This window comes from Exiguobacterium sp. R-39 (genome assembly GCF_049942815.1).
In the GTDB taxonomy this organism is placed as follows: Bacteria; Bacillota; Bacilli; order Exiguobacteriales; family Exiguobacteriaceae; genus Exiguobacterium_A.
This window is the reverse complement of record NZ_CP187965.1, coordinates 557667-583255: the sequence shown is the minus strand read 5'-3', so window position 1 is coordinate 583255 and position 25589 is coordinate 557667. Positions and strand designations below refer to the sequence as shown.

General features: G+C 43.8%; 31 protein-coding genes and 1 riboswitch. Of the genes, 9 read left to right on the top strand and 22 right to left on the bottom strand.

Annotation, left to right across the window (positions count from 1 at the left end):
• Positions 1–40: 40 nt before the first annotated feature.
• The gene (locus tag ACP26N_RS03040; protein ID WP_131973630.1) at positions 41–304 is read right to left on the bottom strand and encodes a hypothetical protein; all 264 of its coding nucleotides are present in this window, start codon (positions 302–304) and stop codon (positions 41–43) included.
• Positions 305–413: 109 nt separating this feature from the next.
• Between ACP26N_RS03040 and ACP26N_RS03035 the strand changes: the two genes are divergently transcribed.
• Entirely contained in the window at positions 414–1256 is an 843-nt protein-coding gene (locus ACP26N_RS03035; RefSeq protein WP_131973631.1) for a GNAT family N-acetyltransferase, read from the top strand.
• On the opposite strand, the gene ACP26N_RS03030 is transcribed toward ACP26N_RS03035, so the two are convergent.
• From ACP26N_RS03030 to ACP26N_RS03015, 4 genes are all read right to left on the bottom strand, one after another.
• Entirely contained in the window at positions 1245–2177 is a 933-nt protein-coding gene (locus ACP26N_RS03030) for a hypothetical protein (RefSeq protein WP_214855454.1), read from the bottom strand. The genes ACP26N_RS03035 and ACP26N_RS03030 overlap by 12 nt on opposite strands.
• Before the next feature lie 115 nt (positions 2178–2292).
• Positions 2293–2652, bottom strand: coding sequence for a hypothetical protein (locus tag ACP26N_RS03025; protein ID WP_131504253.1), 360 nt, complete (start codon positions 2650–2652; stop codon positions 2293–2295).
• 56 nt (positions 2653–2708) lie between these two features.
• Positions 2709–3176 carry a GNAT family N-acetyltransferase gene (locus tag ACP26N_RS03020; RefSeq protein WP_131973633.1) on the bottom strand — a complete coding sequence of 156 codons (468 nt, stop codon included), beginning with the start codon at positions 3174–3176 and terminating at the stop codon, positions 2709–2711.
• A gap of 31 nt (positions 3177–3207) precedes the next feature.
• Entirely contained in the window at positions 3208–3723 is a 516-nt protein-coding gene (locus ACP26N_RS03015) for a GNAT family N-acetyltransferase (protein WP_426354754.1), read from the bottom strand.
• A gap of 261 nt (positions 3724–3984) precedes the next feature.
• Here ACP26N_RS03015 and murB point away from each other — a divergent pair, with 261 nt between their 5' ends.
• Positions 3985–4899 (top strand): UDP-N-acetylmuramate dehydrogenase, encoded by a 915-nt coding sequence (gene murB / locus ACP26N_RS03010; RefSeq protein ID WP_114596878.1) that lies wholly within the window; start codon positions 3985–3987, stop codon positions 4897–4899.
• Between the two features lie 97 nt (positions 4900–4996).
• On the opposite strand, the gene ACP26N_RS03005 is transcribed toward murB, so the two are convergent.
• A complete protein-coding gene (locus ACP26N_RS03005; protein ID WP_426354752.1) occupies positions 4997–6220 on the bottom strand; it encodes an aminopeptidase in 1224 nt (407 codons plus the stop codon).
• Positions 6221–6318: 98 nt separating this feature from the next.
• Between ACP26N_RS03005 and ACP26N_RS03000 the strand changes: the two genes are divergently transcribed.
• The gene (locus ACP26N_RS03000) at positions 6319–6738 is read left to right on the top strand and encodes a DUF1232 domain-containing protein (RefSeq protein ID WP_233494596.1); all 420 of its coding nucleotides are present in this window, start codon (positions 6319–6321) and stop codon (positions 6736–6738) included.
• A 94-nt stretch (positions 6739–6832) separates the two neighbouring features.
• Here the strand turns inward: ACP26N_RS03000 and ACP26N_RS02995 are convergent, their stop codons facing one another.
• Together ACP26N_RS02995 and ACP26N_RS02990 are read right to left on the bottom strand one after the other, a co-directional pair.
• Complete coding sequence (locus ACP26N_RS02995; RefSeq protein WP_026829220.1) at positions 6833–7669, bottom strand: formate/nitrite transporter family protein; 837 nt, start codon at positions 7667–7669, stop codon at positions 6833–6835.
• A 183-nt stretch (positions 7670–7852) separates the two neighbouring features.
• A complete protein-coding gene (locus tag ACP26N_RS02990) occupies positions 7853–8461 on the bottom strand; it encodes a hypothetical protein (protein ID WP_214855460.1) in 609 nt (202 codons plus the stop codon).
• 139 nt (positions 8462–8600) lie between these two features.
• On the opposite strand from ACP26N_RS02990, the gene ACP26N_RS02985 reads away from it, so the two are divergent.
• Positions 8601–9470 (top strand): YitT family protein, encoded by an 870-nt coding sequence (locus tag ACP26N_RS02985; RefSeq protein WP_114596883.1) that lies wholly within the window; start codon positions 8601–8603, stop codon positions 9468–9470.
• Between the two features lie 162 nt (positions 9471–9632).
• Positions 9633–10265, top strand: coding sequence for a CHASE3 domain-containing protein (locus ACP26N_RS02980; protein WP_131973637.1), 633 nt, complete (start codon positions 9633–9635; stop codon positions 10263–10265).
• Between the two features lie 34 nt (positions 10266–10299).
• Here the strand turns inward: ACP26N_RS02980 and ACP26N_RS02975 are convergent, their stop codons facing one another.
• The 7 genes from ACP26N_RS02975 to ACP26N_RS02945 all read right to left on the bottom strand — a co-directional run bounded on the left by ACP26N_RS02975 (position 10300) and on the right by ACP26N_RS02945 (position 16705).
• Positions 10300–10665: an ArsR/SmtB family transcription factor gene (locus ACP26N_RS02975; protein ID WP_114596966.1), complete on the bottom strand. Its 366-nt coding sequence runs from the start codon at positions 10663–10665 to the stop codon at positions 10300–10302.
• Positions 10666–10843: 178 nt separating this feature from the next.
• A complete protein-coding gene (locus ACP26N_RS02970; RefSeq protein WP_255508420.1) occupies positions 10844–11287 on the bottom strand; it encodes a hypothetical protein in 444 nt (147 codons plus the stop codon).
• 14 nt (positions 11288–11301) lie between these two features.
• The gene (gene thiE, locus ACP26N_RS02965; RefSeq protein WP_188005161.1) at positions 11302–11940 is read right to left on the bottom strand and encodes a thiamine phosphate synthase; all 639 of its coding nucleotides are present in this window, start codon (positions 11938–11940) and stop codon (positions 11302–11304) included.
• Between the two features lie 4 nt (positions 11941–11944).
• A complete protein-coding gene (gene thiM, locus ACP26N_RS02960) occupies positions 11945–12700 on the bottom strand; it encodes a hydroxyethylthiazole kinase (RefSeq protein WP_188005160.1) in 756 nt (251 codons plus the stop codon).
• The gene (thiD, locus tag ACP26N_RS02955; RefSeq protein WP_426354748.1) at positions 12681–13490 is read right to left on the bottom strand and encodes a bifunctional hydroxymethylpyrimidine kinase/phosphomethylpyrimidine kinase; all 810 of its coding nucleotides are present in this window, start codon (positions 13488–13490) and stop codon (positions 12681–12683) included. Before thiD ends, thiM begins: the two co-directional genes overlap by 20 nt.
• Positions 13491–13607: 117 nt before the next feature.
• Positions 13608–13718: riboswitch (TPP riboswitch) on the bottom strand.
• A 60-nt stretch (positions 13719–13778) separates the two neighbouring features.
• A complete protein-coding gene (locus ACP26N_RS02950) occupies positions 13779–15056 on the bottom strand; it encodes a murein hydrolase activator EnvC family protein (protein WP_426354747.1) in 1278 nt (425 codons plus the stop codon).
• A 206-nt stretch (positions 15057–15262) separates the two neighbouring features.
• The gene (locus ACP26N_RS02945; RefSeq protein ID WP_426354746.1) at positions 15263–16705 is read right to left on the bottom strand and encodes a murein hydrolase activator EnvC family protein; all 1443 of its coding nucleotides are present in this window, start codon (positions 16703–16705) and stop codon (positions 15263–15265) included.
• A gap of 256 nt (positions 16706–16961) precedes the next feature.
• Here ACP26N_RS02945 and ACP26N_RS02940 point away from each other — a divergent pair, with 256 nt between their 5' ends.
• Positions 16962–17369, top strand: a complete 408-nt coding sequence (locus tag ACP26N_RS02940) for a VOC family protein (protein WP_131504267.1) — start codon at positions 16962–16964, stop codon at positions 17367–17369.
• Between the two features lie 53 nt (positions 17370–17422).
• Here ACP26N_RS02940 and ACP26N_RS02935 read toward each other — a convergent pair whose 3' ends face one another.
• The 6 genes from ACP26N_RS02935 to ACP26N_RS02910 form a co-directional block, all read right to left on the bottom strand.
• The gene (locus tag ACP26N_RS02935; RefSeq protein ID WP_131973643.1) at positions 17423–17935 is read right to left on the bottom strand and encodes a type 1 glutamine amidotransferase domain-containing protein; all 513 of its coding nucleotides are present in this window, start codon (positions 17933–17935) and stop codon (positions 17423–17425) included.
• A gap of 29 nt (positions 17936–17964) precedes the next feature.
• Positions 17965–18135 (bottom strand): hypothetical protein, encoded by a 171-nt coding sequence (locus ACP26N_RS02930; RefSeq protein ID WP_165871683.1) that lies wholly within the window; start codon positions 18133–18135, stop codon positions 17965–17967.
• A gap of 27 nt (positions 18136–18162) precedes the next feature.
• Entirely contained in the window at positions 18163–18603 is a 441-nt protein-coding gene (locus tag ACP26N_RS02925; protein ID WP_114596893.1) for an Ohr family peroxiredoxin, read from the bottom strand.
• Between the two features lie 146 nt (positions 18604–18749).
• Positions 18750–20114 carry a hemolysin family protein gene (locus ACP26N_RS02920; RefSeq protein ID WP_114596894.1) on the bottom strand — a complete coding sequence of 455 codons (1365 nt, stop codon included), beginning with the start codon at positions 20112–20114 and terminating at the stop codon, positions 18750–18752.
• A 165-nt stretch (positions 20115–20279) separates the two neighbouring features.
• A complete protein-coding gene (locus tag ACP26N_RS02915) occupies positions 20280–20762 on the bottom strand; it encodes a DUF456 domain-containing protein (protein WP_426354745.1) in 483 nt (160 codons plus the stop codon).
• 63 nt (positions 20763–20825) lie between these two features.
• Positions 20826–22031: a DUF2254 family protein gene (locus tag ACP26N_RS02910; RefSeq protein ID WP_131504270.1), complete on the bottom strand. Its 1206-nt coding sequence runs from the start codon at positions 22029–22031 to the stop codon at positions 20826–20828.
• Between the two features lie 194 nt (positions 22032–22225).
• On the opposite strand from ACP26N_RS02910, the gene ACP26N_RS02905 reads away from it, so the two are divergent.
• Both ACP26N_RS02905 and ACP26N_RS02900 read left to right on the top strand, forming a co-directional pair.
• Positions 22226–23710: an aldehyde dehydrogenase family protein gene (locus ACP26N_RS02905; RefSeq protein WP_131504271.1), complete on the top strand. Its 1485-nt coding sequence runs from the start codon at positions 22226–22228 to the stop codon at positions 23708–23710.
• Between the two features lie 75 nt (positions 23711–23785).
• A complete protein-coding gene (locus ACP26N_RS02900; protein ID WP_131504272.1) occupies positions 23786–24175 on the top strand; it encodes a tautomerase family protein in 390 nt (129 codons plus the stop codon).
• Positions 24176–24243: 68 nt separating this feature from the next.
• Here ACP26N_RS02900 and yidD read toward each other — a convergent pair whose 3' ends face one another.
• The gene (gene yidD, locus ACP26N_RS02895) at positions 24244–24510 is read right to left on the bottom strand and encodes a membrane protein insertion efficiency factor YidD (RefSeq protein ID WP_131504273.1); all 267 of its coding nucleotides are present in this window, start codon (positions 24508–24510) and stop codon (positions 24244–24246) included.
• Positions 24511–24615: 105 nt separating this feature from the next.
• On the opposite strand from yidD, the gene ACP26N_RS02890 reads away from it, so the two are divergent.
• Positions 24616–25581, top strand: coding sequence for a quinone oxidoreductase family protein (locus ACP26N_RS02890; RefSeq protein WP_426354744.1), 966 nt, complete (start codon positions 24616–24618; stop codon positions 25579–25581).
• The last annotated feature ends 8 nt before the right edge of the window (positions 25582–25589 follow it).

Sequence of the window (25589 nt, the reverse complement as noted above, 5' to 3'; positions counted from 1 at the left end):
GGTTCTCCGGTAATCCCCGAGAACCTATCGTCGTTTTCCTTTAGTCTGTTGCATTCACGATTCCTAATCCGACTGTCGCAAGTAACGCAATGCAGGCGAATAAAAAAGCCATGTCATTTGGTGAGTCGAAGCCATCATAAGTCGGCTCTTTTTGATCCGTGATAATCTCATCCATCGTCCCGTAGCTACCGTACGTCGTGGATTCCCGGACGATTGTTTCTTTTTTTTCGATTTCCTGTGCTTGGACAGGATTCATGCCAATCAAGATCCAAAAAAGGCCTAACGCCATCAGCAGTTTCGCCATCTCATCACCACCTAATCATTTACCTTAAATTTCAATTATAACCATTTTAATTCCATTTATTTGTTATACTTCATGTACTGGCTTTCATTTTTTCTGAAAGGACGTGCACGTGTTGAACATTTTATCGTATGATCAGTTATCTCATCCACAACGCCGTTTGGTCCATCATTTACTCCGCACCAATCCGTCTCCCCCTTCATCATTTTCCTATCCACCGACCGAACATCAGCAATGGACGATTTGGAATGAAGAGTGTGTGCAGGCTACGCTCGGATTTCATGTTTTCGAACATTCTGTTCAGCTCTTAAATGCTTCCTACACCGATTTACAGGCATTCCAACGTCTCGCACATTATGTCCATTCACAGGCACTTTTGTTTTCTCCCCGTCACATCGATGTCCAAATCATACCGCCTTACGACTTTGGATTTGTCACGACTTGGAACGCTTTAGGTTACTGTTTATCCAGTGAACAGTTTCGGCTGATTGGTCTGACACACGATCGACCTGCCTCCGTCCAGTTCAAACCTCTCTCCTCACGTAATCGGCATTTGTTCTTGACGATTCGTAACGACGCCATCCGTTATTCTGAATTTCTTTTTCCTTACGATGCTGCCCATCTTGATTATTTAATCGACCAAGGTGTTTTGCCTTATCTCGTCTATGACAAGAAAACGATTGTTGGAACCATTTTAATGGAACAGCATAAACAAGTCGTCCGCCTTTTGGAAATTGCCTGTTTGCCGCAATTAAAAAATCAAGGCTACGGGCGCCGGATTTTAGACACCTTCCAAACGAAGTTACACAAGAAAAATATCTTATCGTTTGAAGTGTATTGTTGTTCTACACATCAAGAAGCGCTTCGTCTGTATCAGCCGACTGCTTTTTGTGATATTCAAATTTTTTCGAATTGGCACCGTTACTCCTCTGAACCGGTTTCGTTAGTCACGTAACCGCTGAACGATGTCCACGTATTCATCGAGTACATATTGATTGTCGAGTTCCTTAAAATCAATGCCTGCCTGTTGTTTTAATTGGCTGCCGATGACAAATAAACTTTCGTAATAGTCCGTTCCCATGCTTGCCGCAAGACCCGGCTGATGATTATGGAACGCCAACAATGCATCTTTTACGATTTCTTGCTGATTTGGTTCCGTCAAAACATCCTCTAACATTTTCGGAAATTGTTCAGTCTGGCGACCGACGATGGCATAAAAGAGCGGAAAATGTTTGGCATACTGAAATGCTACTTCGTAACGGGTATGATCAATGATTGGTCGGACACTTTCGAACTTTGCTCGTTGAAGACGTTCAACCAAGCCGACGGTCGCCGGATGTTTAAACAGAGAAAGGCTCTGTTCATCCAGTGCTTGTTCGTGCGTCAACAATAAGACGATATCCAGTGTGTTGATTTCATCCGTTTCAAGAAAACGGTCACTCCGTTGCAAAACCGTTGTGTAATCGAGGTACAAACCTGAATCGACGGCAAGTTGAAACAAGACGTGATCATAGACGGTATATAGACCTACCGGGAAAGATAACGGCTGTCTGACAAGCGACCGGTGGCCTTCCACTGTCATGATTTGATTCAAATCCAGTCCATTCGTAAGTAATTGTTGAAAGAGTGACGCTCCCTGACCGCTTTCTGCCAACTTTATCAACAGGCGATCCACCTCGATCAGCGGTTGTTTCGTCTCAAGGGCTAAAGTAAGGTGTTTATCTGATTGCAACGCAACGGCTCGTCCGATAAAATTCAAAGCTTTTCGTTCTTGTTCTGTCAATAGTTGATTGTATGTCTGAAAGGTTTCACTCTCAAGTGTAAGAAAAGCAGTCATCGCTGGAGCGATTGCTTCGTTTTTAACAAATCTTTTCATAATTTTAGTCCTCCTGCATGTTGTCTCTCTTCGTAGTGTACGCAATATTGAATCGTCTTGAAAGGCTCAAAAAAAATCTTGGTGGCTTCTACGGAAAAGGAAGCGACCAAGATTTTCATTTTTTACTGACCTGAAGATGTGAATTCCGGAATGCTTCATCCTGTTTTCCGGTTTTTTCGACACTGGTTCCAATCGAACCGCTGTATTCAATCTGTTGTTTAGGCTGAATGAATTTATAAGTGATGGCCGGTTCACCGCGCAGACGTACTTTAATCACTTGACGATGTTGAATTGAAAAAGAGGCCTTTACTTCGAGTAGTGACGTTTTATCGATGTCATGTTGTGCCTGCAACATCTTCGCTAACTGCTCTTCCGCACTGCGCTGGCTGCTTTGAAGTTCAGCGTAGGAAATTCCGACAGCAAACGACAACACGCCAATCAAACTTAACGCGAGAATGACCAGTACTTTTTTCAATGACTGACTCACCTCCAGACAAAGTTCTTCCTGCTCTCTTCATCGGTTTGTCCGTCTTATTCCTGAAGTCTTTTTGAAACTTCCTTTACGCTCATCTGCATGTCCAGATGGGGAATTCCGTCCTCCAAATATACGTCCGATATTTCCTTAAAACCAAATGAACTGTAAAATTGTTTTAAATGTGCCTGAGCCTGAAGATCAATCAATGCTTCATTCTGTCCTTGAATGTGGGCAATCGCTTCATTCAGCAGTCTTCTTGCTACACCGTTTGACCGGTAATCGGTTTGTACCGCCACCCGACCGATTGCGACTGCGCCCGACGGCTTCTTCGGTAAGATACGCAGACAGCCAATCAAGCGTTCCCCGTCGTACGCTAGACCATGCAGCGCCTCTTGGTCACGGTTATCGAGTTCTGGATACGGACAGTTCTGTTCTACCACAAATATATCCGTTCTTAATTTTAATAATTGATATAAGCGTGCACCATCCAACTCATCAAATGCCATCCACTTCGTGTGATACATACCTGATCCGCTCCTCTGTACTTTTGAAAAATCAACCTCTGAACAGCCGGGATAACCGGCAAGAATAAATGACAACTGGAATTCCGTTAAAAATCGTATCTTTCTCCCATTGTAACCCATTCGCACGAGCGACATTTTGCGAAGAATGATTTTTTGGGTGCATGATTGAAATCAGACGATTATGTCCCCGTTCGAACGCTTCACGCATTAATCGTTTGGCCGCTTCCCTGCCATACCCTACTTTCCAATGAATGGGCGTCAACCAGTAGCCGACTTCTAATTCATCGATTCCATCAACTTGTTGTAAAACTAATCCGGCAAAACCCACGGGTTCATGCGTCTCTTTTTTGATCAACAGTAAAAAACCTGTTTGCCGTTCATCCTCATAACGATCGAATTGACGTTCGAACCAATTTCGCGCCTCATCTTCTTCCAGCATGACACCGCCGTTGATATACCGCATGACTTGTTCATTTTGCACAAGACTTTTATAAAAAGTAAAATCTTCTTCTACAAACGGTCGCATTTCCAGTCGTTCACTCTCCATTTCAATCCCCCGCTTTCCGAATAACAGTCTTTTCTTTATTTATCCCTTTTTTACTTTCATTCATTCCTAATCCGTTCATTTTTATAAAAAGAAAACAACATATACATGTTGATTCGATTACATTCTTCCCGAACAGCTTGCTTTTTATCTGTCAACTCTGTATTTTGGGAACAGTATGCTAAACATCAATCACGGAATTAGTGTAAAATATATTTTGAGCGTTTTTTTGGCTGAATGGAATTTATGAAAAAGGACTGAGACATGATGACTGAGCAATTGTTAGCTGGATTATATGAAGGTATTGCAAAAGAAGCTGTTTTAATTAATGAACCCTTAAAAAACCATACGTATACGAAGATGGGTGGATTGGCAGATCTTTTCCTCATCCCGTCGACATACGAAGAAACTGCCTTCGCCGTCCGTTATGCGTACGAAAATGATCTCCCGTTGACGATGCTCGGAAACGGCTCGAATCTCGTCGTCCGTGACGGGGGTATCCGTGGGATCGTTTTATCTTTTGAAAAGTTAACGGATATTTCGGTTGAAGGTCACGAACTGATTGCTCAAAGCGGTGCTGCGATTATTCAGGCTTCACGTATCGCCTACGACCATGCTTTAAGCGGGCTTGAATTCGCCTGCGGTATTCCCGGAACGATTGGCGGAGCCCTGATCATGAATGCCGGAGCATATGGCGGAGAAGTAAAAGACTGTCTCCACAGCGCAACCGTCTTGACACGTAAAGGCGAGTTATTGAATATCTCACAGGAAGAGCTTGAGCTCGGATACCGGACGAGCTGTTTTTCGAAAAAAGAGTACATCATTTTAGAAGGACGTTTTTCACTAACAGAAGGCGATCCTGCCCTGATCAAAGAAATGATGGATGATTTGACACATAAACGTGAGACAAAACAACCACTTGAATACCCTTCTTGCGGGAGTGTCTTTAAACGACCGGAAGGATATTTCGCTGGTAAATTAATTCAGGATAGCGGATTACAGGGTGCACGCATCGGTGGTGCAGAAGTTTCTCAAAAACATGCCGGTTTCATCGTCAACATCCAAGACGCGACAGCGACTGACTACATTTCGCTTATTCGCCACGTGCAGGAAACCGTTCAAGAAAAGTTCGGCATCTTACTTGAACCTGAAGTGAAAATCATCGGAGAAGAAGCTTAATTCTTTTCAAGCACATCAGATCAAAAAAGGGAGCCACCCGACATGTTCATCATGTCCGGTGGCTCCCTTTTTTCTTTCCAATACGCAAAAACCTTTATCAGATTGCCCAGTTTCCGTCACGCATCAGTGGTTCGCGTGTACCATCAGACAATTCGCCGTCAATTGACATCTGACCTGAACCAATCATGAAATCGACGTGTGTCATTGAATCGTTCGCACCTTGTGCGGCTAATTCTTCGTTGGACAAACCTGGTCCATTTTCAAGGCAAGTGGAATAGGCGCGACCAATCGCCAAGTGACATGAAGCATTCTCGTCAAACAACGTATTGTAGAACAAAATACCGGAATCTGAAATCGGTGAGTGATGAGGCACGAGGGCCACTTCTCCGAGATAACGGGCACCTTCATCCAATGAGATGAGTTCGTCAAGCGCTGCTTGTCCCTGTTTCGCTTCAGCTTTAACGATTTTTCCGTCTTCGAACCATAACGTGAATTCATCAATCAGGTTCCCGCTGTAGCTGAGTGGTTTTGTGCTTGACACATGACCGTTGACGCCCGTTTTCTTCGGTAACGTGAAGACTTCTTCCGTCGGCAGGTTGGCGATGAAGTCGACGCCATCCGCATTCGGTCCACCTCCACCGAGCCAGACGTGACGCTCCGGCAATTCAATCGTCAGTTCTGTACCTGGTGCTGAATAATGCAACTTATTGTATTTCTTTTCTGTCAGGAAGGTAGCTTTCGTCCGCAAGTTGGCATCATGTTGCTCCCAAGATACGACCGGATTGTCCTGGTCGACACGTGTCGCTTTCAAGATTGCATCCCATAGGTCTTCTACAGCGTTTTCTGAGTCTGGGAATACCTTTGCCGCCCAGGCATCTGACGGCGCTGCAATGACGCACCAACTGACGTTATCGCTCATGACGAACTTGCGCCAATTTGCCAACGCAACACCAGCGGCTTTGTTCGCTCGTGCAATTCGACTTGATTCCACACCGTTCAATAAATCCGGATCTTCACTGACAACGGACAAGAAGGCTGTTTTTTCCTCTGCCAATTGATCAAAACGGGCTTTTAACCATTCCGGGAATGCATCAAATGAATCTTCCGGTGCATCAAAATAACGGATTTTCGTCATTTCGTCATCTGACCATTGAACGTAGACATTTGAAGCTCCCACTTCATAAGCAACACGCGTGATTTCACGGACTAACGGTGCATTTTCAATCCCCGCCCGAATTTCGAGCTGTTGACCGGCTTGCAGGTTGATTCCTGTACGTACGGCAAGTGCAGCATACTTTTTTAATTGTTCTTGAGTCGGCATTATGTAATCCCCTTTCAACTATTACTCTTATTTTCACGAAATAGTTGCAATTTTGCAAGAAATAAGGCGAAACTAGAGATACAGAAGGAGTGTTGATGATGGAATTTACACCAGGAGATTTTAAATCCGCTTATACCTATTTCCACCGACAAGCATTAACAGCTGTCGGAAATGCGAAAGCACAAGAAGACTTATTAATCCAAGGAGAACTCGGATTAGCCCGGTTGACGACAGACCTTGCCTCTGAGGACGGCTCGGATGTCGAACGCGAAGCAGAACTTGTTCTTTACTTCCAACTCAAACAGTTGCTCGACATGTTACGCGCTTTGTACAACAAACGTTTCGAGATGCAACCGGAACAGGAGCAACTTTTATTGACCGCTGTTCTTTACTTCACGTCCCCGGTCGATGCTTTACCTGACGAAAATATTTTAGGACTGTTTGATGATGCCCAAATCGTCGAGGCTATTTATGAAGAACTGGCCGCAGATGTTGATCGTTTTCAACACCTTGAATGACAACAGGCACTAATGGCAAACATCAAAAAAAGAAGGATCCGATTTTTTCATCGGATCCTTCTTTTTTGCTCTTCAACGCATAGAACTTACCATTTTACGCTTTTTGTTTTGAAGCGATATTGATTGTTGCGGCCTGTTCGTTCGATTGATCTACTTCAAGCTTCGATTTATTGAGCCATGTGTAAACCATTCCCATGAACAGTGCTCCACCGATAATGTTTCCCAACAACGCCGGAACCAGGTTATGAATCGCGCCGGCAAAGGAAATCGCTTCCGGATGCGGGACGACTAAAGCAAGTGAGAACAATGCCATGTTGGCAATGACATGGTCAAAGCCGGATGCAAAGAATACAGCGACCAAAATCATCATCATCATGATTTGTGCGAGTTCATTTTTCATGTTTTTCGGAATGAAAATCGCTAGACAGACCATCCAGTTACAGAAAATGGCTCGTGTAAAGATCTCCCATGTCGTATGATGAATTTTCGTCTCGGAAACAGCAAACAACCAGTTCTCCATTCCAAGTTCCTGAATAATCCCTGTTTGTGAGAAAAGTAAAGCGAAAGCGAGTCCACCGAGACCGTTTCCGATGAAACATAATGTCCATACTTTAAACGTATCCATTTTCGAAGTGAAACCACGCATTGTCGACGTCGTGAAATACATCGTATTTCCGGTAAATAATTCTGCTCCCCCGTACACGATCAAGACAAGCGCGACACCAAACGTTAACCCACCGACCAGTGTCGTAACCGGTGATTCATTTAAATATAAACCGTTGATTGCTTTAAGTGTAAATATGATGGCAAAACCAATGAATACTCCTGCTAACATCGCTCGAACCAAATATTCGAGCGGACGCATCCGTAGCATTTGCGTCGATTTGACAGCTTTTTTCCGTAATCCTTCTAATGCTTCTACTTCATTCATTGTAGAAACCCCACTTTCTTTTGTTCAGCACTTCACAATGTCTGTTCATTTATTATCATACTTCCATCTTATAAGATGTTCAAGTCATGAATAGACACTATTTAGCGTTTTATTAAAAGAAAAGGATGTAACCGATACCATTGTGTCAAGTTTGTGAAAAGTGCTTTTTCTTGGTGAATACAACTACTTTTCAGGAAGGATCCGCAACGATTCTTGGAACTTTTCAAAGAATACCGCCCGCCTGGAATCTACGAGTACATAGTCCTCGACAACGACACGATTAAACCGGTTTGCGGAAGAACTGGCACGTTCAATATCCCGGGGTGTATAGTCTTCAATACGTAGTCTGTCCATATCAAACGTGACATCAGAAAATGAGTCCCGATAATGAATTTGAAGTTCGGATAAATCAGATACACTCAAAAAAAGTGCTAACGTATGATGCATGATCAACTTGGATAAACGACTTTCCAAAAATGAGGCCTTGCCGGATTCGATCATCTTCCCGCTGCTTCCTGTCCAGTCCGCCTGTTCTTTTTCGGTAGGTTTGTATGTCAGCTTGACTGCCGTACCATCCACTGTTACACCGGTCAGCACTTCGGAAAACGGCAACTGCTTGACCAATTCTTCAATCGCAGCGGTATTGGACACTGATGTCCCGACATGACGTGCAATGACATGACCATCTTTAAAACTTTCTTCTTCCGGTGGCTGCTGCTGATTCCAGACGACCCACGAACCTGCCGACAGCCCGATCCCGATACACAGAATGAACAGTATGATTTTTTTCAAAAAAATGCTCTCCTTTCTTAAAACCAGCTGATCTTATTGTTCTTTTTTCAAATCAGGGGTTGAATTAATCTTCATATCAGCGTACTCTTGCAGGCAGATACTTTATGGAGGAGGAGCATGAGATTTCTCATCACTTACAATGAAAACTAAACAGCCTGCAAAGAAAAAACGTACAGAGAAAATCGGTTTTCTCTTGATTGGGACATTGCTGTACTCGTTGTACATCAGTCTTCTCTTGTCGCCAAACGATATCGGATCCGGCGGAATCATGGGAATCACACTTATTGTTCAGGAATTATTCCACACGCCAATTGGTTTGACACAACTTGTCTTAAACATTCCACTTTTTTTACTTGGATTTCGTTTTTTGAGAAAACGTTTTATGTTTTTATCCGGTCTCATCGTCCTGGCTTCATCATTTTTAATTGATTGGATTCCGACGCAAATCGTTCCGGAATCCTTAAATGATCCACTGGTTGCTTCCATCTTTGCCGGCCTCGTCTCTGGTTTAGCGATGGCTTTAATTTTCTTTGGCGGCGCCTCGACAGGCGGACTCGACATCCTTGGAAAATTCTTTTATGCCCGCTTTCACAATTGGCCGCTTCCCCGTATTTTTTTAATGCAGGATTTAGTCATCTATGTACTCGTCTGGTTCGTATTTGATTTGAAGCATGTCATGTATGCGTTAATCATGAGTTTCGTTCGGGCGAAAGCACTTCAGACAGTGTATAGTTTTTACTCCGCTTCTAAACAATGTATCATCATTTGTGAAAAAGCCGATGAAATCAATGAAGTAATCACAAAAGAACTCGGACGTGGCGTAACAATTCTTGATGCACGTGGCGGTTATTCGAAACGGACGAAAAAGATGGTCTATGTCGTCGTCCAGAATAATGAAATTCTCAAGCTCCAGGAAATTGTGTCCTCTGTCGAATCAAACGCTTTTGTTACGTTTTCTGAAATTCATACGGTCTTCGGGAACTATAAAGAACACTCCTATTCTTTTTAATCGTCTAACATTCTGTAGCCGCTACACTCGTTGTAGCGGTTTTTTGTGTATAATACGCAAAATCAAAGAAAATGTTCCATATTTTTTTGAGTAATCCTTCACTTTTTGGGAAATAGTGGTTAAGCTAATGACATTAAGTTTTGTAGAAAAAGGATGGATTTTATGAATCAACTATGGCGGCACTGTATCATCCTCATCCTGATTGTCAGTCTGTTTGCCTCGATTCCCCTTTTGTATGCCTTAAGCGGATATCGTACGATTTCTAATTTGACGGAAGAGATGCATACACAAGATATTCTAATGATTAAACAAGTCGACCAATTGATCGAACATAATCGCGATCGGGCAAATGCCGTTCGCGGCCTGTTATTATATGAAGATGACCGTTACATTGAACAATATTACTTTTCCACTTCTAAAGTTCATGATTTGCGACGTGTACTGAATTCATCCAATCAGACACCCGGTGCGGTTAAAGATTTACTATTACGTAACAATGTGTGGGAGGAAGAGATTCAAGAAGTTTTTACCGTTTACGAAACAGATCATCCGCAACGTGCTAAAAAATTAGCCAAGCAAACAACTCAAACCACACAAACGATTCTTGAAGACTTGTCACAAATCAAAGAAAAATTATATCGTGATCTTGAACAAAAATTGGAATTGACTACTGAAATGACGGCAGAGTATAAACGTATGTCCTTCAGCCTGTCGATTTTAGCTTTTTTGTTGATTGCAACGACTATCATCTTATTTCACCGATCTAAAAACACAACAAACACGTATCGTCCATGAGAACGATACGTGTTTGTTGTGTTGTTCAGTACACTCAAGAGGACGCCTTGCCTTCATTTACATGCTCCATTGCTAAGTGAACGAGCGACGATACATGATGATCGTCCAGCGAATAGTAGACGACCTTACCTTCTTTTCTATATTTCACCAGTCCTTGTTTCAACAAGGTACGGAGATGGTGAGAAGCTGTTGCAATCGAACAATCCACCGAAGCCGAAACATCACAGACACAAAGTTCCTCTTCCACCGTCAAGGCGTAAGCAATCCTTAACCGTGTGGCATCTGACAAGACTTTGAACAACTTTCCAATGTCTGTCGTTGGAATCGTATCGACGACTTGTCCAATCTCTTCTGCACGTACTTGATCAATGGCAATCGTTTCACAACGTGGTGCATCCACCGTCATCACCTCTTTCCCTTTCATTCCACCATCGTTTCAAGTGAATTGCAAGAAAATCACTTCAGGACTCAACTAGTGCCTGCTATTCCAAAAATCAGAAACTCAAAAAAGTCTGTTTCCCGTCGTTTAGAGCGGAAAGCAGACTTTTTCATTGGACATTCCTGTTTGAATCATCTTTTCATTTCTCACGGTTTCGTCTTGAGATCGCGTAAAAGAACCAGCCACCTAAAAAATTTCCGATATCCCAGACAATCCGGTTTGAATCGACAGCACGCACACCGATATCGATCACGCCTGTACTTTTCAAACGTTCTTTATAGCGGTTCCGTAAAAAGCATGGTAACGGAAGAGGTAACATCATCCGGTAAAAAATATCCAGATGTGTGTGCCCCCAGATTTCAGTTGCGATTGAACTCGTTTGGATGAGCAAGGAACGTTTATACTGTTGTCGGTATTTATTCTTTAATAACACAGCTAATTGATACGAATAACGATTCGGGAAAGGAAATAGAGCTGCACCTAAATGATATTTCCCGCGATTATCGATTCGAATGACTTGTGGTTCGATTTTATACCGAATCCAGCGTCCTCGAAATCGAACAGACTGCCATTTCACGACCATCACCTCTACGTGAACTATACCCTGCCTGAGGCGCTCTGACGCACTTGTTTCACGGTCGTCTTAAACTTTTTCGTCGTTCGCTCAATGTCTTCACTTGCAAATAAAGCTGAAACAACGGCATATCCGTCCACTAGAGAACCAAGTTCCGGAACGTTTGTCTCAGTAATTCCACCGATTCCCACCAACGGGATATGAACGGCTTTACGAATCTGTTCCAACGTCGCTCGCGCCATGAATGTCGCATCTTGTTTCGTTGCTGTCGGAAAGAGTGAACCGACCCCTAAATAATCTGCGCCTTCCCGTTCTGCTGCAACAGCTTGTTCCACTGTTGAAACAGAAACACCAATCGTCGCTTCCGGTAACAAACGGCGCGCTTCAATTAAGGGAATATCATCTTGACCGATATGCAAACCGGCATCGACCAGCAAAGCGATATCAATCCGATCATTGATAATGAACGGAATATCGTAACGTGCGGTGAGATCTTTTAATGCAATGGCTGATTCCAGAAAAGTTTTACCGGAACTGTCTTTTTCCCGTAATTGAACAACCGTTGCGCCTCCTTTAATCGATGCTTCGACGGCGTCTGCCAGGGAAAGATGTGGATGCAAGCGTCGATCGGTCACGGCATAAATCAAATATTCAGTGTCCATTAATTTATACCTCCGGCAAACTTTTTTCTGTCATCAAACTCACTGCATCGAACAGCCCGGTTCGAAAACCTCCGATACCGGGAGAATCCTCAGCCGACTCCCCTGCTTTTCCCATAGCATACGTCCCAAATACGGCTGCCTCAAAACGATCGTATCCTGCTCCTAAAAACGTCGCAATCAAAGAAGCGGTCATACATCCCGTTCCCGTGACTTGGCCAAGACGTTTCGTCCCGACATCCAGATGATACTGGCGATTTCCATCTGTCACAAAATCAATCGGACCCGTTACGACGATGAGTTGTTTCGTTTCACCTGCAAAGGTATGGACACTTTGAAAATCCAGGGATTCTCCTTCGGCAACATCCACTCCTTTCGTTCGAGCGGCCTGTCCGAGCAATGTCTTGATTTCCGATGCATTTCCTTTGATGACCGTAAAGGTGATTTCATCCATTAACTGCTTCATAAAATCTGTTCTTAATGTCGTCGCTCCTGCGCCTACCGGATCCAAAATGACCGGTTTCCCCAATCGGTTAGCTGTTTTTCCTGCTAAAAGTTGGGCTTGGCGCATGTCCGGATTGATTGTCCCTGTATTGATTACGACGGCATCTGCGTGCCTGACCATTTCTTCCACTTCCAGCAGATCATCTGCCATCACAGGAGAGCCACCAAGTGCCAGTGTCATATTGGCGCAGTCATTAATGGTTACAGTATTCGTTAAATGATGAATCAACGGTTTTTTATCATGGATGCGTCGTAACATGTGTCTCCCTCCAGAGTTCATGAAAATGATGCGTCGGACCAACACCGCGTCCGAGCGCAAAGCCGTGGCGAATGGCTTCCGTCACATAACGTTTTGCATAACGGATGCTGTCTTCCACTGAAAGACCGAGTGCAAGATAGGAAGCGATGGCAGCAGATAATGTACAGCCTGTACCATGGGTATGACGGGACTCGATCCGTTCTTGTTCAAAGACGACATATCGCCCGTCTGTATATAAAAGGTCAGTAGCGTCCCGTCCCTCCAAATGTCCGCCCTTGAGCAAAATAGCACCCGTCCGTTTTTCAGCCAGTTTTTCCGTCGCCTGTTTCATATCGGCAAGCGAGTGAATCGTTCCGCCAATCATCCGCTCGATTTCAGGAATATTAGGAGTCACAAGTGTAGCCAATGGTAACAGCTGTTCGAGCAAGGCATGTTCTGCATCCGGTTGCAATAAGCTATAACCCCCTTTCGCGACCATGACCGGGTCGAGAACAACCGGAAGTTGATGTTTTTCCAGTTGTTGTGCAATCACTCGGATGGTGTCTTGATTGGAAACCATTCCAATCTTGACCGCATCGACACGGATATCGGAAAAGATGGATGTCAGCTGTGCTTCCACGAGCTCCGGGGATACGTCCTCGACCGCTTGAACACCTAACGTATTTTGTGCCGTAATCGCCGTGATGACGCTCATTCCGTATACACCGAGTGCCGAAAACGTTTTTAAATCTGCTTGAATTCCAGCTCCACCTCCGGAGTCGGATCCAGCAATCGTCAATACGTGTTTCATTCCAATTCCTCACTTTCCTGGGAGCAAATAAGGAGAAAACGGACAACAAAAAGCGCCGTCCGCTGTAAAAAAGCAGACGACGCCATGAACAACCAGTTCTACTGATTGAAGTCTTCATGTCTTCGATCTCAACTTTCCTACGCTGGTATTATCCAGTTCAGGTGACAGGGTCGAAAACAGAATGGTTTTCCTCTCAGCCGGACTCCTCCAGCTCCCCTAGTTGCTCGTAATTTAAATTCTTTTTCACTGTATCACAGCACCATTAAAAAAACGAGCCGAAGCTCGTTTTTAAAGGTATCCAAGTGGATTGACCGTGTTAGCTGGTCCTGTCGCACTGTATTGGTATCCACCGATATGCAATTCAAAGTGTAGATGCGGTCCTGTCGAATTCCCGGTACTGCCAAGAGTACCAAGCGTTTGACCTTGAGTTACCGTCTGACCTGCCGAAACCGATAACGAATTCATATGACCGTACACTGTTGTATACACCTGACCGTCAAGGAAATGCGAAATCATGACATGATTCCCATAAGGTCCGCCGCTACCAGCCGTAATGACTGTTCCGGAAGCTGCTGCTCGAATCGGTGATCCGACGGGTCCACTGAAGTCGACACCATTATGGAACGTATAGCCGTTCGCTCCACTAGCCGGTCCAAAACCTTGTGAAACACCGCCTGAAGCCGGACGAATAAACTTCGCCGATCCTGTCGGCACACTGCTGACAGGAGTCGGAAGAACCGTTGCTTCGCTTGACTCACGCGTTGATTTTGCCGCCTCTTTTGCAGCACGTTCAGCTGCTTCTTTTTCAGCGGCCGCTTTTTCTGCTGCTGCTTTCGCTGCTGCTTTTGCTGCCGCAATCGCTCTTTCTTGAGCCTCTAAAGTCGCTTGTAATTCTTTTGCATTTAACAGTTTAGTCGTGAACTTTGTTTTCCCTTTACGTAATTTATTCAGGGTCGCACTCCGTTCTTTCATCTGTTGTTTTAACTGTTTCTTTTGGACGAGTAACGACTCTTTCTCTTGAACACGCTCCGCCTTTTTAGCAATAAGATTTTTTTTCATTTCTGCTAGCTTTTCTTGTGTTTCCAAATAATCAGAAATCATTTTATCGTCTTGTTCGGCAATTTTTTTACCTGCCATAACACGACTAAACAAATCACCCAAGTTTTTCGAACCAAAAATGACTTCTTCCCATTTTATAGAATTACCATCATTTTCTTGAAGGACACGTAAGCGGTCCCCAAGCAATTCTTCTTGCCGGGTGAGCATGATTTCGTAGCGGGCGATTTCCGCCTCAAGATCTTCAATTTGGAGATTCAATTGTTTAATCTGCTTGTTTTTTTCCGAAATCCTGAAAATATTTTCGTTGATGGCCGCATCAATTTTATTAATTTCGCGTTGCTCTAACGATATTTTAGCTTCCTGTTTTTTGATGGCTTTTTCCAAGCGACGTTGCTCTGTTGCATTTTGAGATTTCTTTTCTTTAATCGTTGCAGCTTGACCAGAAGTCGGCACAGTGGATACAAGTAACGCCCCTAACAATACCGTTGCAAACAATTTTTTAAACATGTTTGGTTTCCTCGCTTATGTATGATTTCTTATTTAAAAAGTATTTAATTCAAAGTATTTCTGTCTGAGATTGATTATAGCACCGTAATAGTTTCAGGAAAATTTCATTTGTGTTTCAACTGAAAGCGTTTTATTGTAATATAACATTTTATGTTTTTATAAAAACATAAAAAAACGACTGCCGCAGCAATCGTCTTTTCTCGTTATTATAACATCGACATTGGATTTACAGAATTTGCTGGTCCTGAAGCACTGTAGCTGTAACCACCTACATGAATTTCAAAGTGTAAGTGTGGGCCTGTTGAGTTCCCAGTGCTACCAAGGGCTCCGATTTGTTGTCCTTGACTGACACGTTGTCCGGCATGTGCATTTAACGAACTCATATGCGCGTAAACTGTTGTATACGTTTTTCCATTTAATTGGTGTGCAATCATGACATGATTACCGTACGGACCACCACTTGATGCAGTGATGACTGTCCCTGTTGCCGCTGCAACAATCGGGGTACCGACTGGAGCGCCGAAATCAATACCATTGTGGAAAGAGTAACCATTCGAACCGCTTGCTGAACCATATCCTTGTGTGATTGATCCACTTGTTGGATGAATAAACATAGAAGAAGATGATGGTGCAGGCGTTGGTGCCGCTGGTTCTGGTTCTGGTGTTGGTGCTGCTTTTGGCACAGTCACAGATGGTGTAGATTGTTTTGTTGAAGTTGCAGGTGCTGACGATTTTTGTTCCGCTTGTGCTGCTGCTTTAGCAGCGGCCGCTTCTGCCGCCTGTTGTTCAGCTGCTGCTTTTTGAGCCGCTGCTGCTTGTGCCGCTTGTGCTGCTGCACGTGCTTTTGCTTCACGTGCCGCTTGTGCTTGACGCTCTTTTTCGATTCTTGCTTCACGTTCGCGTGCTGCTTTTTCAGCTGCAATCGCTTGTTCTTGTGCAATCAAAATTTGTTGTACTTCTTTTGCATCCATCAATTGCGTTTCAAATTTCTTTTTTTGTTTCCGGAGTTCTTTTAAGCGTTTGTTTCGTTCTTTAAGCTGTTGCTCAAGTTCAGCTTGTTGACGTTTTAGTTCTTGTTTCTCCGTCACAAGTTTAGCTTTTTTATCTTTTAGTTCTTGTTGAGCAGCTGCTAATTTCTTTTGTGTGTTTTGATAGTCGGTAATCATTTTATCGTCTTGTTGCGAGATTGATTTCCCTGCTAACACACGGCTGACAAGATCTCCGACATCCTTTGAACCAAAGATGACTTCTTCCCATTTAATGGAGTTCCCATCATTTTCTTGCATGACACGAAGGCGGTCACCAAGCAGCTTTTCCTGACGCTTTAATTTCGCTTTATACTTTTTAATCTGTTTCCCAAGTTCAACGATTTCAGCTTCAGTTGCTTTAATTTGACGATCTTTTGTTTCAACTGCAAATATTTTTTCGTTTAATGCTTCGTCTAGACGATTCACTTCTTGCTGAGTCTTCGAAATTTTTTGTCCTTCTTGATTCACAGACGATTCTAAGTTTTTTTGAGTATTAGCATTTTCTTGTTGTTTTTGTTCATTTTTAGCTTTTTGTTCACTTAAGTCATCTGCTGCTACGAAGTGAGGAGTCGATGAAAGAATAAGTGCGGAAACGATGAGCGACGCGAACGTTTTTTTCATGTAGTATTCCCTCTTTTTCTGTGTGGTTTATATAAGTAATCGAATGATGTTATTTAAATTTAATAATACTTTTTAAAAATTATAAGAACGTTTTTGATTATAGCATTCATTTTCCCTCTATTATATTTCAGTGAGATGTCATTTTTGATAAGTTCTCTTTTCGCCTTTATATAGATCCTTCAATCGAACCTTCTACATTGCGTGTTGGGAAAGAGTTTGACACACTATGACTATCGAAGTAAAGGAGGAACTGTTTATGCATTTGGACCATACTGGCATCGCTGTCCGGGATATGCAAGAAGCGATTACGTTCTATACGACTATCTTGGGAGGGACATTGATCCGTGAGTACAGTAATCCGACGCCCGGGGTTGCTTCTAATATTGCTGTCATCGAATTTGAAGATGCGCACATTGAGTTGTTGACTCCGACAAGTCCGGAAAGTCCGATTGCCCGTTTTTTAAAACAACGGGGAAAAGGTGTCCACCATATTGCTTATCGTGTGGATGATTTGGATCAAGCTATTAAAGAGGCAAAAGAACGGGGAATTACATTTTTAGAAGATACGTACCGCCAAACTCCGCTCGGTCGACGATTGATCTATATGGATCCCCGGCATTCACATGGTGTCATTACCGAACTCTGTGATTATCCAGAGAACTAAAAATGAGCGTTCGCTGACCTAAGTCAACGAACGCTCATTTTTACTTTAAACAGTTATCCTAATTTTGCTAACATTTCGCGATTAAATGCCGGGATATCATCCGGTTGACGGCTTGACACGAAGTTGTCATCGACGACCACTTCATTGTCTTCATATGTCACACCCGCATTCTCTAAATCAATTCGAATGGATTTATATCCTGTCATTTTACGTCCCTTGACAATCTTTGCATTGATCATCAATTGTGGACCGTGACAGATGGAAAAGATTGGTTTTTTAGATGAATCAAACTCTTCCGTAAATGTAACGAAACGATCGTCTTCACGAAGTAAGTCCGGTGAAAAACCGCCCGGAATCAACAATGCATCAAAGTCTGAAGAAGAAGTTTCATCAATTGTTACATCGACTTTCACTTTTGCTTCTTCTTGTTTCCCGACTAATTCCGCACCTTTTTCTGTTCCGATGACTGTCACTTCATGACCCGCTTCTTTTAACGCATCGACAGGTCCGGTAAATTCTACATCTTCGAAATGATCTGCAAGCACAACTGCTACTTTTTTCCCCATTTCATTCATCCCCCAAATAAAAATTTATATTACTTATCAAGTCCTCGATCTCTTGGTGACACCGGATCATCCGGCATCTGATCTTTACCTTTTAAAACTTCTTTTTGCTGTTCGGGTGAAAGCTCAAGTTCCTTGTCTGTCAAACGTTTTCGTTCATCTTCAAACTTTTCGTTTGGTCGATCCGTTTCTTTTGGAGACATCTTACTTCCCTCCCTCTTCAGAACAAATCAGTTCTCTAAGGATTCTACTACTTTGACCGATAAATCAACATCAATGTTGCCGCGTGTTGCTTTTGAATACGGGCAGAATTGGTGTGTTTTTTCGAGTAAGTCTTTTGCTTCTTCTTCTGTTACGCCAACTACTTCAACAACAAGCTTAGCAGCAATTTTGACGCCGCCTGCTTCTTCGTCTTCGAGTAAGCTGACTTCGGAATTCGTACGTGTCTCGACACGTTTTTTATCTTGGCGGGCCATCAAGTTGAATGCCCCGTCAAAGCATGCAGCGTATCCTGCTGCGAATAATTGTTCTGGATTTGAAGTAGGAATATTTTCTTTGCCTTTCGTACCCGGCATCACAAGATCTAAATTGATTACGTTATCGTCAGAGGCGACCTTTCCATCGCGTCCCCCTACTGCAGTTGCACGTGAAGTAAGAATTGTTTTCGTCATGAATAAGAACCCCTTTATCCGCTAATTTTGGTAGCTTGTTTTGGCCACATAAACTGTATTACCACTGTCTGGAGAAGAATAAACAATCAAAGGTATTCTTTCTGACAAAAAAAGACCACACCGAAGTGTAGTCCTGTTCCTTACATTCAAACGATTTCTTCTGTAACGGGTTCTTTTTCCGGTAACTGCAAGTAAATTGATTTAACTTGATGGTTGTCGACTTCCATGACTTTGACCGTATGGTTTTTGTAACGGAATTCCTGACCACTCGATACTTCCGTATCCTGCGCCATGACCCAGCCACCAATCGTGTCAATATCTTCTTCTTCAATTCCAAGGTTAAAGCGTTCGTTTAAATCATCAATCAGAACTCGACCTGAAATCCGGTACAAGCGCTCATGAATCTGTTCAATATCTGCTTTTTCGTCTTTGTCAAACTCGTCCCGGATTTCACCGACGATTTCTTCGAGGATGTCTTCCATCGTGATGACACCGGCCGTTCCGCCGTATTCATCGATGACAAGCGCCATCGGTGTGCGTTCGACCTGCATCTTCAACATCGCATCCTGCAAGGGCGAGTATTCCGAGACAATTGGAAGGTTGTGTACATAATAGCTCAAGGCTTTCCCTTTGTTCGCCATATGATCCGTAAACAACTGCTTCGCGTTGATAAAACCTAATATTTTATCTTTGTCGCCTTCTTCTGCAACCGGATATCGCGTGAATTGATACTCTTCGACAAGGGCGATGATATCTTCCATCGACGCATCGTTCGAAATCGTAATCAAGTCTGTTCGCGGAAGCATGATATCTTTCGCAATCCGCTCATCAAACGAAAAAATATTCTGCATATACGAAAGTTCTGTTTGATTGATTTCACCGCTCTTGTAGCTTTGCGTCATGATGATTTTGATTTCTTCTTCCGAGTGGGCATCTTCATGACCAACCGGTTCGACTCCAAACAAACGCAAGAAGACACGGGCAGATCCGTTCAGCAACCAAATGACAGGTTTCATGACTTTCCCGAACCAGTAAAGCGGCGGGGCAAGCAACATCGTAATGGCTTCTGTTTTTTGAATAGCCAGCGATTTAGGGGCAAGTTCTCCAAGGACGACGTGTAAAAATGTCACGACGGAAAAAGCTAACGTAAAGGAAACAACCGTCGAGACCGATTCCGGAAGCGCAATCTCCTTGAATACCATTGCAAGAATCGCACCGACCGTCGACTCCCCTAACCATCCCAATCCAAGGGCCGTCACGGTAATTCCAAGCTGACAGGCGGATAAATAATAATCCAGGTTGTCTAATAATTTCTTAGCCGTCTTCGCGGTTTTACTGCCTTCTGTGATCAATTGATCGATTCGGGACATTCTCATTTTGACAACTGAAAATTCTGCTGCGACAAAAAAAGCGGTCAACACAATTAATAGTGCAATAATCAAAAGCCGAATGATAATCGTTGTTGTATCGAATGTCTCCACTGCGTGTGTACTGTCCAATCGTTTCCCCAAACTAAGGGGATTCACCTCCATTTAAATTAAGCCGACAATCCTCTTATCGGTCTTCTCCATCAAAAAGAAGCTTGTTTTTAATGAACAAGCTTCTCTACTTTTTCATATTCATACTATAACGGAACTCTCGGAAAATGTGTACTTGCAGATAATCTTTCTTTTTCTTCACACGACGTACATGATGAATACGACAATCATTAATAACATCGCGATTCCTTTTAACAAGGCACTCGACAGGATTCCCAGTACGGTCCCGATTCCGATCGAAACAGAGTCTGACCACGTTTTTTTACTGATGATTTTTTCTGTTAAAATCGCAAAGACGAACGGAAAAATCAACAATCCGATACCCGGCAGGATGAAGGGACCGGCAATCAAGCCGACGGTCGTTGCAATTTTCGCAGCCTGCGAGCCTCCACGCCGGTCGACGGTATACGAACTGACCAGGTAATCCAATGTAAACAACAAAATGATGAAAATGGCCTGAATGATCCAGAAACTGACGGTTAACTCAGTGAAGCCAAATCCAAATCCATAAATTAAAAATCCAATGACGAGTAAAGGTGCGCTTGGAATGACGGGATAAACCAGTCCTCCGAAAGCAGCTAAAAAACAAACTGCAATCAAACTCCATAATATGATGGTCATGTCAATCTCCTACTTTCTGCTGTTCTTTCTCTTCTTGATTACGTTAAAAAGCTTCGACTGGTTTCATGAAAGTGCCCTTTTTTGAGCCTGTTCCAAATGTTGACGGTCCCAGTCGTTTAATGCCGACCAGTCGACCTCCGAGCAGACAAACGGAATGAACCGGTCAATGCTCGCTCTGTGTTCCGGTAAAGCATTCCGTTTCATGATTTGAAGTGACTCAAGCATCGTCACTAGAACTGAAATGTCTTCTTCGCCGTAATGCCGAAGTTGATAAAACGTCAAATACAACAGTTCAGAAAACGCGAGCCGTTTGACGGTAACAGCCCCTTCCCCCTTCACCAGGAGATTGCCGTCCGGAAGCATCGTATACCGTCTGAACAAGTCACCGATTTGCCGCATCGCGTGACGCGCCGTATTCGGATCATTGATACCGGGTGAAATCGCCCGAAGTGCTACTTCTGACAGCTTTTGAATCACAAACGGAAAATCCTGTTCTGCGGAACGTGTCGGTCCGATGAGGATTCCCTGCTCTGCGTCCTCTTTTTCGGCACTGCCGATCCGTTGCCCTTGTGTGATGTAGCTTCCAATTGTCACATCAATCGTGACATGTCCGCCTGACTTCATCAATAATTCGTAATCAATTGCTTGTAAATAACCGGTTTGCGCAGCGGTGAGATTAAACGGATAACTTGCCTGCTTGTCCGGAAACAATTGGTAGTGCCCTTCTTCTATCGCTTCAACGTGCTTGTCAATCAGCGTACGTCCTTCTTCATGTAAACGATCGAGTAAGGTCGTGACCCGAATCGATTGACTGACGATATGGACGAATGCGACAAACGCAACGATCGCAATCAAGACAACAATGACTGCGACGGCAGAGGCGACGACACTGTCTTTCAGCGATGGTCGCATGAAGAACAGCATAGTAATCGAATAAGTGACGGTTCCGATAAAAATCCCGAAAATGTGCTGGACTTGCCGATTTTCAATAAAGTTCGGTAAGGTGCGGGGTGAGAATTGTGAGGAATAGGTTGTCAGAACGACTAAAATGGTCGAGAACGTAAATGTCATCATCGTCAGTAATCCGGTAAAGACTGCGCTATGGATCGTTTGAGCTAAACCAAGCGTTGTTTTCCAACTGCTTGGAAACAGTTCTTTTGCATACAGATCAATCAGCAGGACGATCGCCGTCAATAGTGCGCCACCTACTCCATAAAGGAGCGGCCACCACCAGTTTGTTTCCCGGTAAACCAACCTCAACTTCTGCACATTTCATCCACTCCACTCTAATATATCGATATATTTTTTTAATTCCTGTTTCTTCATCTAGTAAAACGTCTTCTCCATATCTTTTTAAAATCCGCCGAGTCAATTCACTTTGTGAAAGTGTCGGTTTGTGTTTTACTTCTTCACATAACGTGAATAACTTAAGTGTTATCAAAACGAATTGGAGATGAAAAGTTATGCAACAGCATACTGAATCAACACTCAATACAGACTTCACTAAGATTTTTATTAACGGTCAGTGGCGCAAAGGCGCAAGTGACAGCAACATGACAAACACGAATCCTTTTACAGGCGAAACACTGTTTGAAATTTCGGCAGCTGATAACGACGATTTAGATGATGCCTATCAATCTGCTAAAATCGCTCAAAAAGAATGGGCGAAAGTGCCGGCACTTAAACGCCAGGCTTTAATCGAAGAATTCTTGAAAGTCATGTACGAAGAGAAAGAAACGATTGTCGAGTGGTTAATCAAAGAATCAGGCAGTACGCGCATCAAAGCAGAAGGTGAGTTTCTTGCATCTGTCCTAATCGTTAAAGAAGCTGCTACTTTCCCACTACGGATGCATGGCGAAATTCGTCCGTCTGTCGTACCGGGCAAAGAAAACCGGATTTACCGGAAGGCACTCGGTGTCATCGGTGTCATCAGCCCATGGAACTTCCCGTTCCACCTTGCCGTTCGTTCCATCGCAACAGCAATCGCAATCGGAAACGCTGTCGTCGTTAAACCGGCAACCGATACACCGGTTTCAGGTGGCTTGATTTTCGCCAGTTTATTTGAAAAAGCCGGCTTACCGAAAGGTGTCCTAAACGTCATCGTCGGTCGCGGATCAGAAATTGGCGACTCAATCGTCGAGCACCCGGTCCCACGCTTGATTTCGTTTACGGGTTCCACTGAAGTAGGTCGCCATATCGGCGAACTCGCAGGGAAACATTTGAAAAAGACAGCACTCGAACTCGGCGGAAACAACGTCTTCGTCGTACTTGACGACGCTGATCTTGATCGTGCCGTTGAATCAGCGGTTTACAGCAAATTCTACCACCAAGGTCAAATTTGTATGTCAACCAACCGTATCCTAGTTGCTCAATCGATTCACGATGAATTCGTTGAAAAATACGTCGCACGTGTCAAGGAACTTCAATTTGGTGATCCATCGAATGGACGTACGCAAGTCGGTCCATTGATTAACCAATCACAAGTCGATCGCATCATGGAAGAGATTGAAAAAACAAAAGCAGCAGGTGCAACAGTCCGCGTCGGTGGTGAAGCAGATGGAAACGTTATTGCTCCTACAGTCGTCACAGGCGTCACGAACGATATGCCGCTTGCTAAAAATGAAATCTTCGGACCAGTCGCTGTCATCATTCCGTTTAAAGATGACGCAGAAGCGCTTGAACTCGCGAACTCACTTCCTTACGGATTAAGTGGTGCTGTTCACGGTTCTTCAATTGAACGGGCAACAGAATTTGCACTTCAGGTTGAAACAGGCATGATCCACATCAATGACCAATCCGTCAACGATGAGCCGCATATGCCGTTTGGAGGCGAAAAAGACTCAGGTCTCGGTCGTTTCAACGGAGAATGGGTGCTTGAAGAATTCTCGACAGTCCAATGGTTGTCTGTCATGCACGAACGCCGTCAATACAAACCGTTTTTCGAATAAGATAAGTCGGTCAAATGAAGTACAGGGCTCTCCTGTACTTCTACATATGGATGACAATTAGAAAGGAAGATAACTATGCCATTACTACGCTTTGATGTAATCGAAGGACGTTCGGATGAAGAACTGAAACTATTACTCGATACCGCACATGAGGCGATGCTTGAAGCCTTTGACGTGCCGGAACGAGATCGCTATCAAATCGTTCACACGCATAAAGCGAATGAAATGATCATCGAGGATACAGGTCTCGGATTGACACGCTCCAATCAGGTCGTGGTCATCAGCGTGACCAGCAAAACACGGACAGAAGAGAAAAAACAAGCTCTCTACCGTTTGCTGGCTGAACGCTTGGAAGCGGCATGCGGACTCTCGCCAGACGATTTGATGATCTCGATTGTCGAGAATGATGCAGCAGACTGGAGTTTCGGACTAGGAAAAGCGCAATTTTTAACAGGTGATCTTTAAAACGATTTTCGCTTTTATAAAAAGGAGTCTGAACTCAAGTGTATGCCGAGTTCAGACTCCTTTTCCAATTATTTTTGCTGTTCTGCCGGATTTTCACGTTGTACCGGTGCCTTCCAGTCAAAGGTCTCCGGTACAAAATCAAGACCACCCGGATGAAACGGCTGACATCTCATCAATCGTCGGGTCGTTAAATAGCCGCCTTTAATGGCGCCATGTTTTTCGATTGCTTCTTTGCCGTAATGAGAACACGTCGGATAAAATCGGCACGTCGCCGGTTTCATCGGTGAAATCACTTTCTGATAAAAGTGAATACCGCCAAGCATGATTTTTTTCATTTTTCCCCACCTTCTTTTCCTAACTGTAACGCATATCAAAAGGATTTTCTGTTTGAGTGAATTATACTACTTCTATCTAACAACTACTAAAAAGGAAGTGTATCTATGCAGGCTCTTACGTTTTGCTCCTTCGGAGATTCCAGTGTCCTGACTTATCAAAAACATCCAACGCCTGAACTTCGACCGAATGAAGTATTGATTGAGATGAAAGCCATCGGTTTGAATTTTGCCGACATCTACCGTCGCAAAGGAAATTATCATTTAGAGGGAACGCCACCCTATCTGTTAGGGTATGAAGGGGCAGGTATCATTACCAGGCTCGGAGACGCTGTATCGGATTTACAGGTCGGTCAACGGGTCGCCTTTGCTGACGTCCCAAATGCTAACGCCGAGTTCGTCGCTGCACCTGTCGATCAGGTGATTCCCTTACCGGATTTTGTTTCGTATGAAACGGCAGCCGCTGTCCTGCTACAAGGTTTGACTGCCCACTATTTGACACGGGACAGCTATGCGATCCGACCAAAAGATTTAGTGTTGATCCATGCAGCAGCCGGTGGCATTGGTCAATTGTTGACACAGATCGTCCGATTACACGGAGCCATTCCCATCGGCTTGACGTCATCGGCGAAAAAAGCAGACATCGCCAAACAAGTGGGATCTGAACATGTTTTCTTATATTCGGACGACTGGGTCGAACAGATTTTAACATTGACCGATCAGCGCGGTGTCGACGTTGTCTATGAATCGGTCGGCTCGACGTTGATGAACAGTTTTCAAGTGACGAAAACACACGGGACAGTCGTCTTTTACGGCATGGCCGGTGGTGATCCGGTTTCTGTCGATCCACGGTTCCTGATGGATACTTCGAAAACACTGACCGGTGGTGACTTATGGAACGTTCTGACGACGCGAGAGGAACGTCTTCGTCGTGCCGGTGAACTGTTCAGCTGGTTGGAATCCGGTCAACTGCAAATCGCCTCTCCGACTACCTTCTCCCTCTCGGACGGACAACGGGCTCATGATTATTTGGAAAGCCGTCAGAGCACCGGAAAAATTTTATTAATCCCTTAATCTGAAAT

Excerpts from the sequence above, each read along its gene's own strand:
- ACP26N_RS03040 (WP_131973630.1), bottom strand. The coding sequence starts at position 304 with ATGGCGAAACTGCTGATGGCGTTAGGCCTTTTTTGGATCTTGATTGGC.
- ACP26N_RS03030 (WP_214855454.1), bottom strand. The coding sequence starts at position 2,177 with ATGAAAAGATTTGTTAAAAACGAAGCAATCGCTCCAGCGATGACTGCT.
- ACP26N_RS03020 (WP_131973633.1), bottom strand. The coding sequence starts at position 3,176 with ATGTATCACACGAAGTGGATGGCATTTGATGAGTTGGATGGTGCACGC.
- ACP26N_RS03015 (WP_426354754.1), bottom strand. The coding sequence starts at position 3,723 with ATGGAGAGTGAACGACTGGAAATGCGACCGTTTGTAGAAGAAGATTTT.
- murB (WP_114596878.1), top strand. The coding sequence starts at position 3,985 with ATGATGACTGAGCAATTGTTAGCTGGATTATATGAAGGTATTGCAAAA.
- ACP26N_RS03005 (WP_426354752.1), bottom strand. The coding sequence starts at position 6,220 with ATGCCGACTCAAGAACAATTAAAAAAGTATGCTGCACTTGCCGTACGT.
- ACP26N_RS03000 (WP_233494596.1), top strand. The coding sequence starts at position 6,319 with ATGGAATTTACACCAGGAGATTTTAAATCCGCTTATACCTATTTCCAC.
- ACP26N_RS02995 (WP_026829220.1), bottom strand. The coding sequence starts at position 7,669 with ATGAATGAAGTAGAAGCATTAGAAGGATTACGGAAAAAAGCTGTCAAA.
- ACP26N_RS02985 (WP_114596883.1), top strand. The coding sequence starts at position 8,601 with ATGAAAACTAAACAGCCTGCAAAGAAAAAACGTACAGAGAAAATCGGT.
- ACP26N_RS02980 (WP_131973637.1), top strand. The coding sequence starts at position 9,633 with ATGAATCAACTATGGCGGCACTGTATCATCCTCATCCTGATTGTCAGT.
- ACP26N_RS02970 (WP_255508420.1), bottom strand. The coding sequence starts at position 11,287 with ATGGTCGTGAAATGGCAGTCTGTTCGATTTCGAGGACGCTGGATTCGG.
- thiE (WP_188005161.1), bottom strand. The coding sequence starts at position 11,940 with ATGGACACTGAATATTTGATTTATGCCGTGACCGATCGACGCTTGCAT.
- thiM (WP_188005160.1), bottom strand. The coding sequence starts at position 12,700 with ATGTTACGACGCATCCATGATAAAAAACCGTTGATTCATCATTTAACG.
- thiD (WP_426354748.1), bottom strand. The coding sequence starts at position 13,490 with ATGAAACACGTATTGACGATTGCTGGATCCGACTCCGGAGGTGGAGCT.
- ACP26N_RS02950 (WP_426354747.1), bottom strand. The coding sequence starts at position 15,056 with ATGTTTAAAAAATTGTTTGCAACGGTATTGTTAGGGGCGTTACTTGTA.
- ACP26N_RS02945 (WP_426354746.1), bottom strand. The coding sequence starts at position 16,705 with ATGAAAAAAACGTTCGCGTCGCTCATCGTTTCCGCACTTATTCTTTCA.
- ACP26N_RS02940 (WP_131504267.1), top strand. The coding sequence starts at position 16,962 with ATGCATTTGGACCATACTGGCATCGCTGTCCGGGATATGCAAGAAGCG.
- ACP26N_RS02935 (WP_131973643.1), bottom strand. The coding sequence starts at position 17,935 with ATGGGGAAAAAAGTAGCAGTTGTGCTTGCAGATCATTTCGAAGATGTA.
- ACP26N_RS02930 (WP_165871683.1), bottom strand. The coding sequence starts at position 18,135 with ATGTCTCCAAAAGAAACGGATCGACCAAACGAAAAGTTTGAAGATGAA.
- ACP26N_RS02925 (WP_114596893.1), bottom strand. The coding sequence starts at position 18,603 with ATGACGAAAACAATTCTTACTTCACGTGCAACTGCAGTAGGGGGACGC.
- ACP26N_RS02915 (WP_426354745.1), bottom strand. The coding sequence starts at position 20,762 with ATGACCATCATATTATGGAGTTTGATTGCAGTTTGTTTTTTAGCTGCT.
- ACP26N_RS02905 (WP_131504271.1), top strand. The coding sequence starts at position 22,226 with ATGCAACAGCATACTGAATCAACACTCAATACAGACTTCACTAAGATT.
- ACP26N_RS02900 (WP_131504272.1), top strand. The coding sequence starts at position 23,786 with ATGCCATTACTACGCTTTGATGTAATCGAAGGACGTTCGGATGAAGAA.
- yidD (WP_131504273.1), bottom strand. The coding sequence starts at position 24,510 with ATGAAAAAAATCATGCTTGGCGGTATTCACTTTTATCAGAAAGTGATT.
- ACP26N_RS02890 (WP_426354744.1), top strand. The coding sequence starts at position 24,616 with ATGCAGGCTCTTACGTTTTGCTCCTTCGGAGATTCCAGTGTCCTGACT.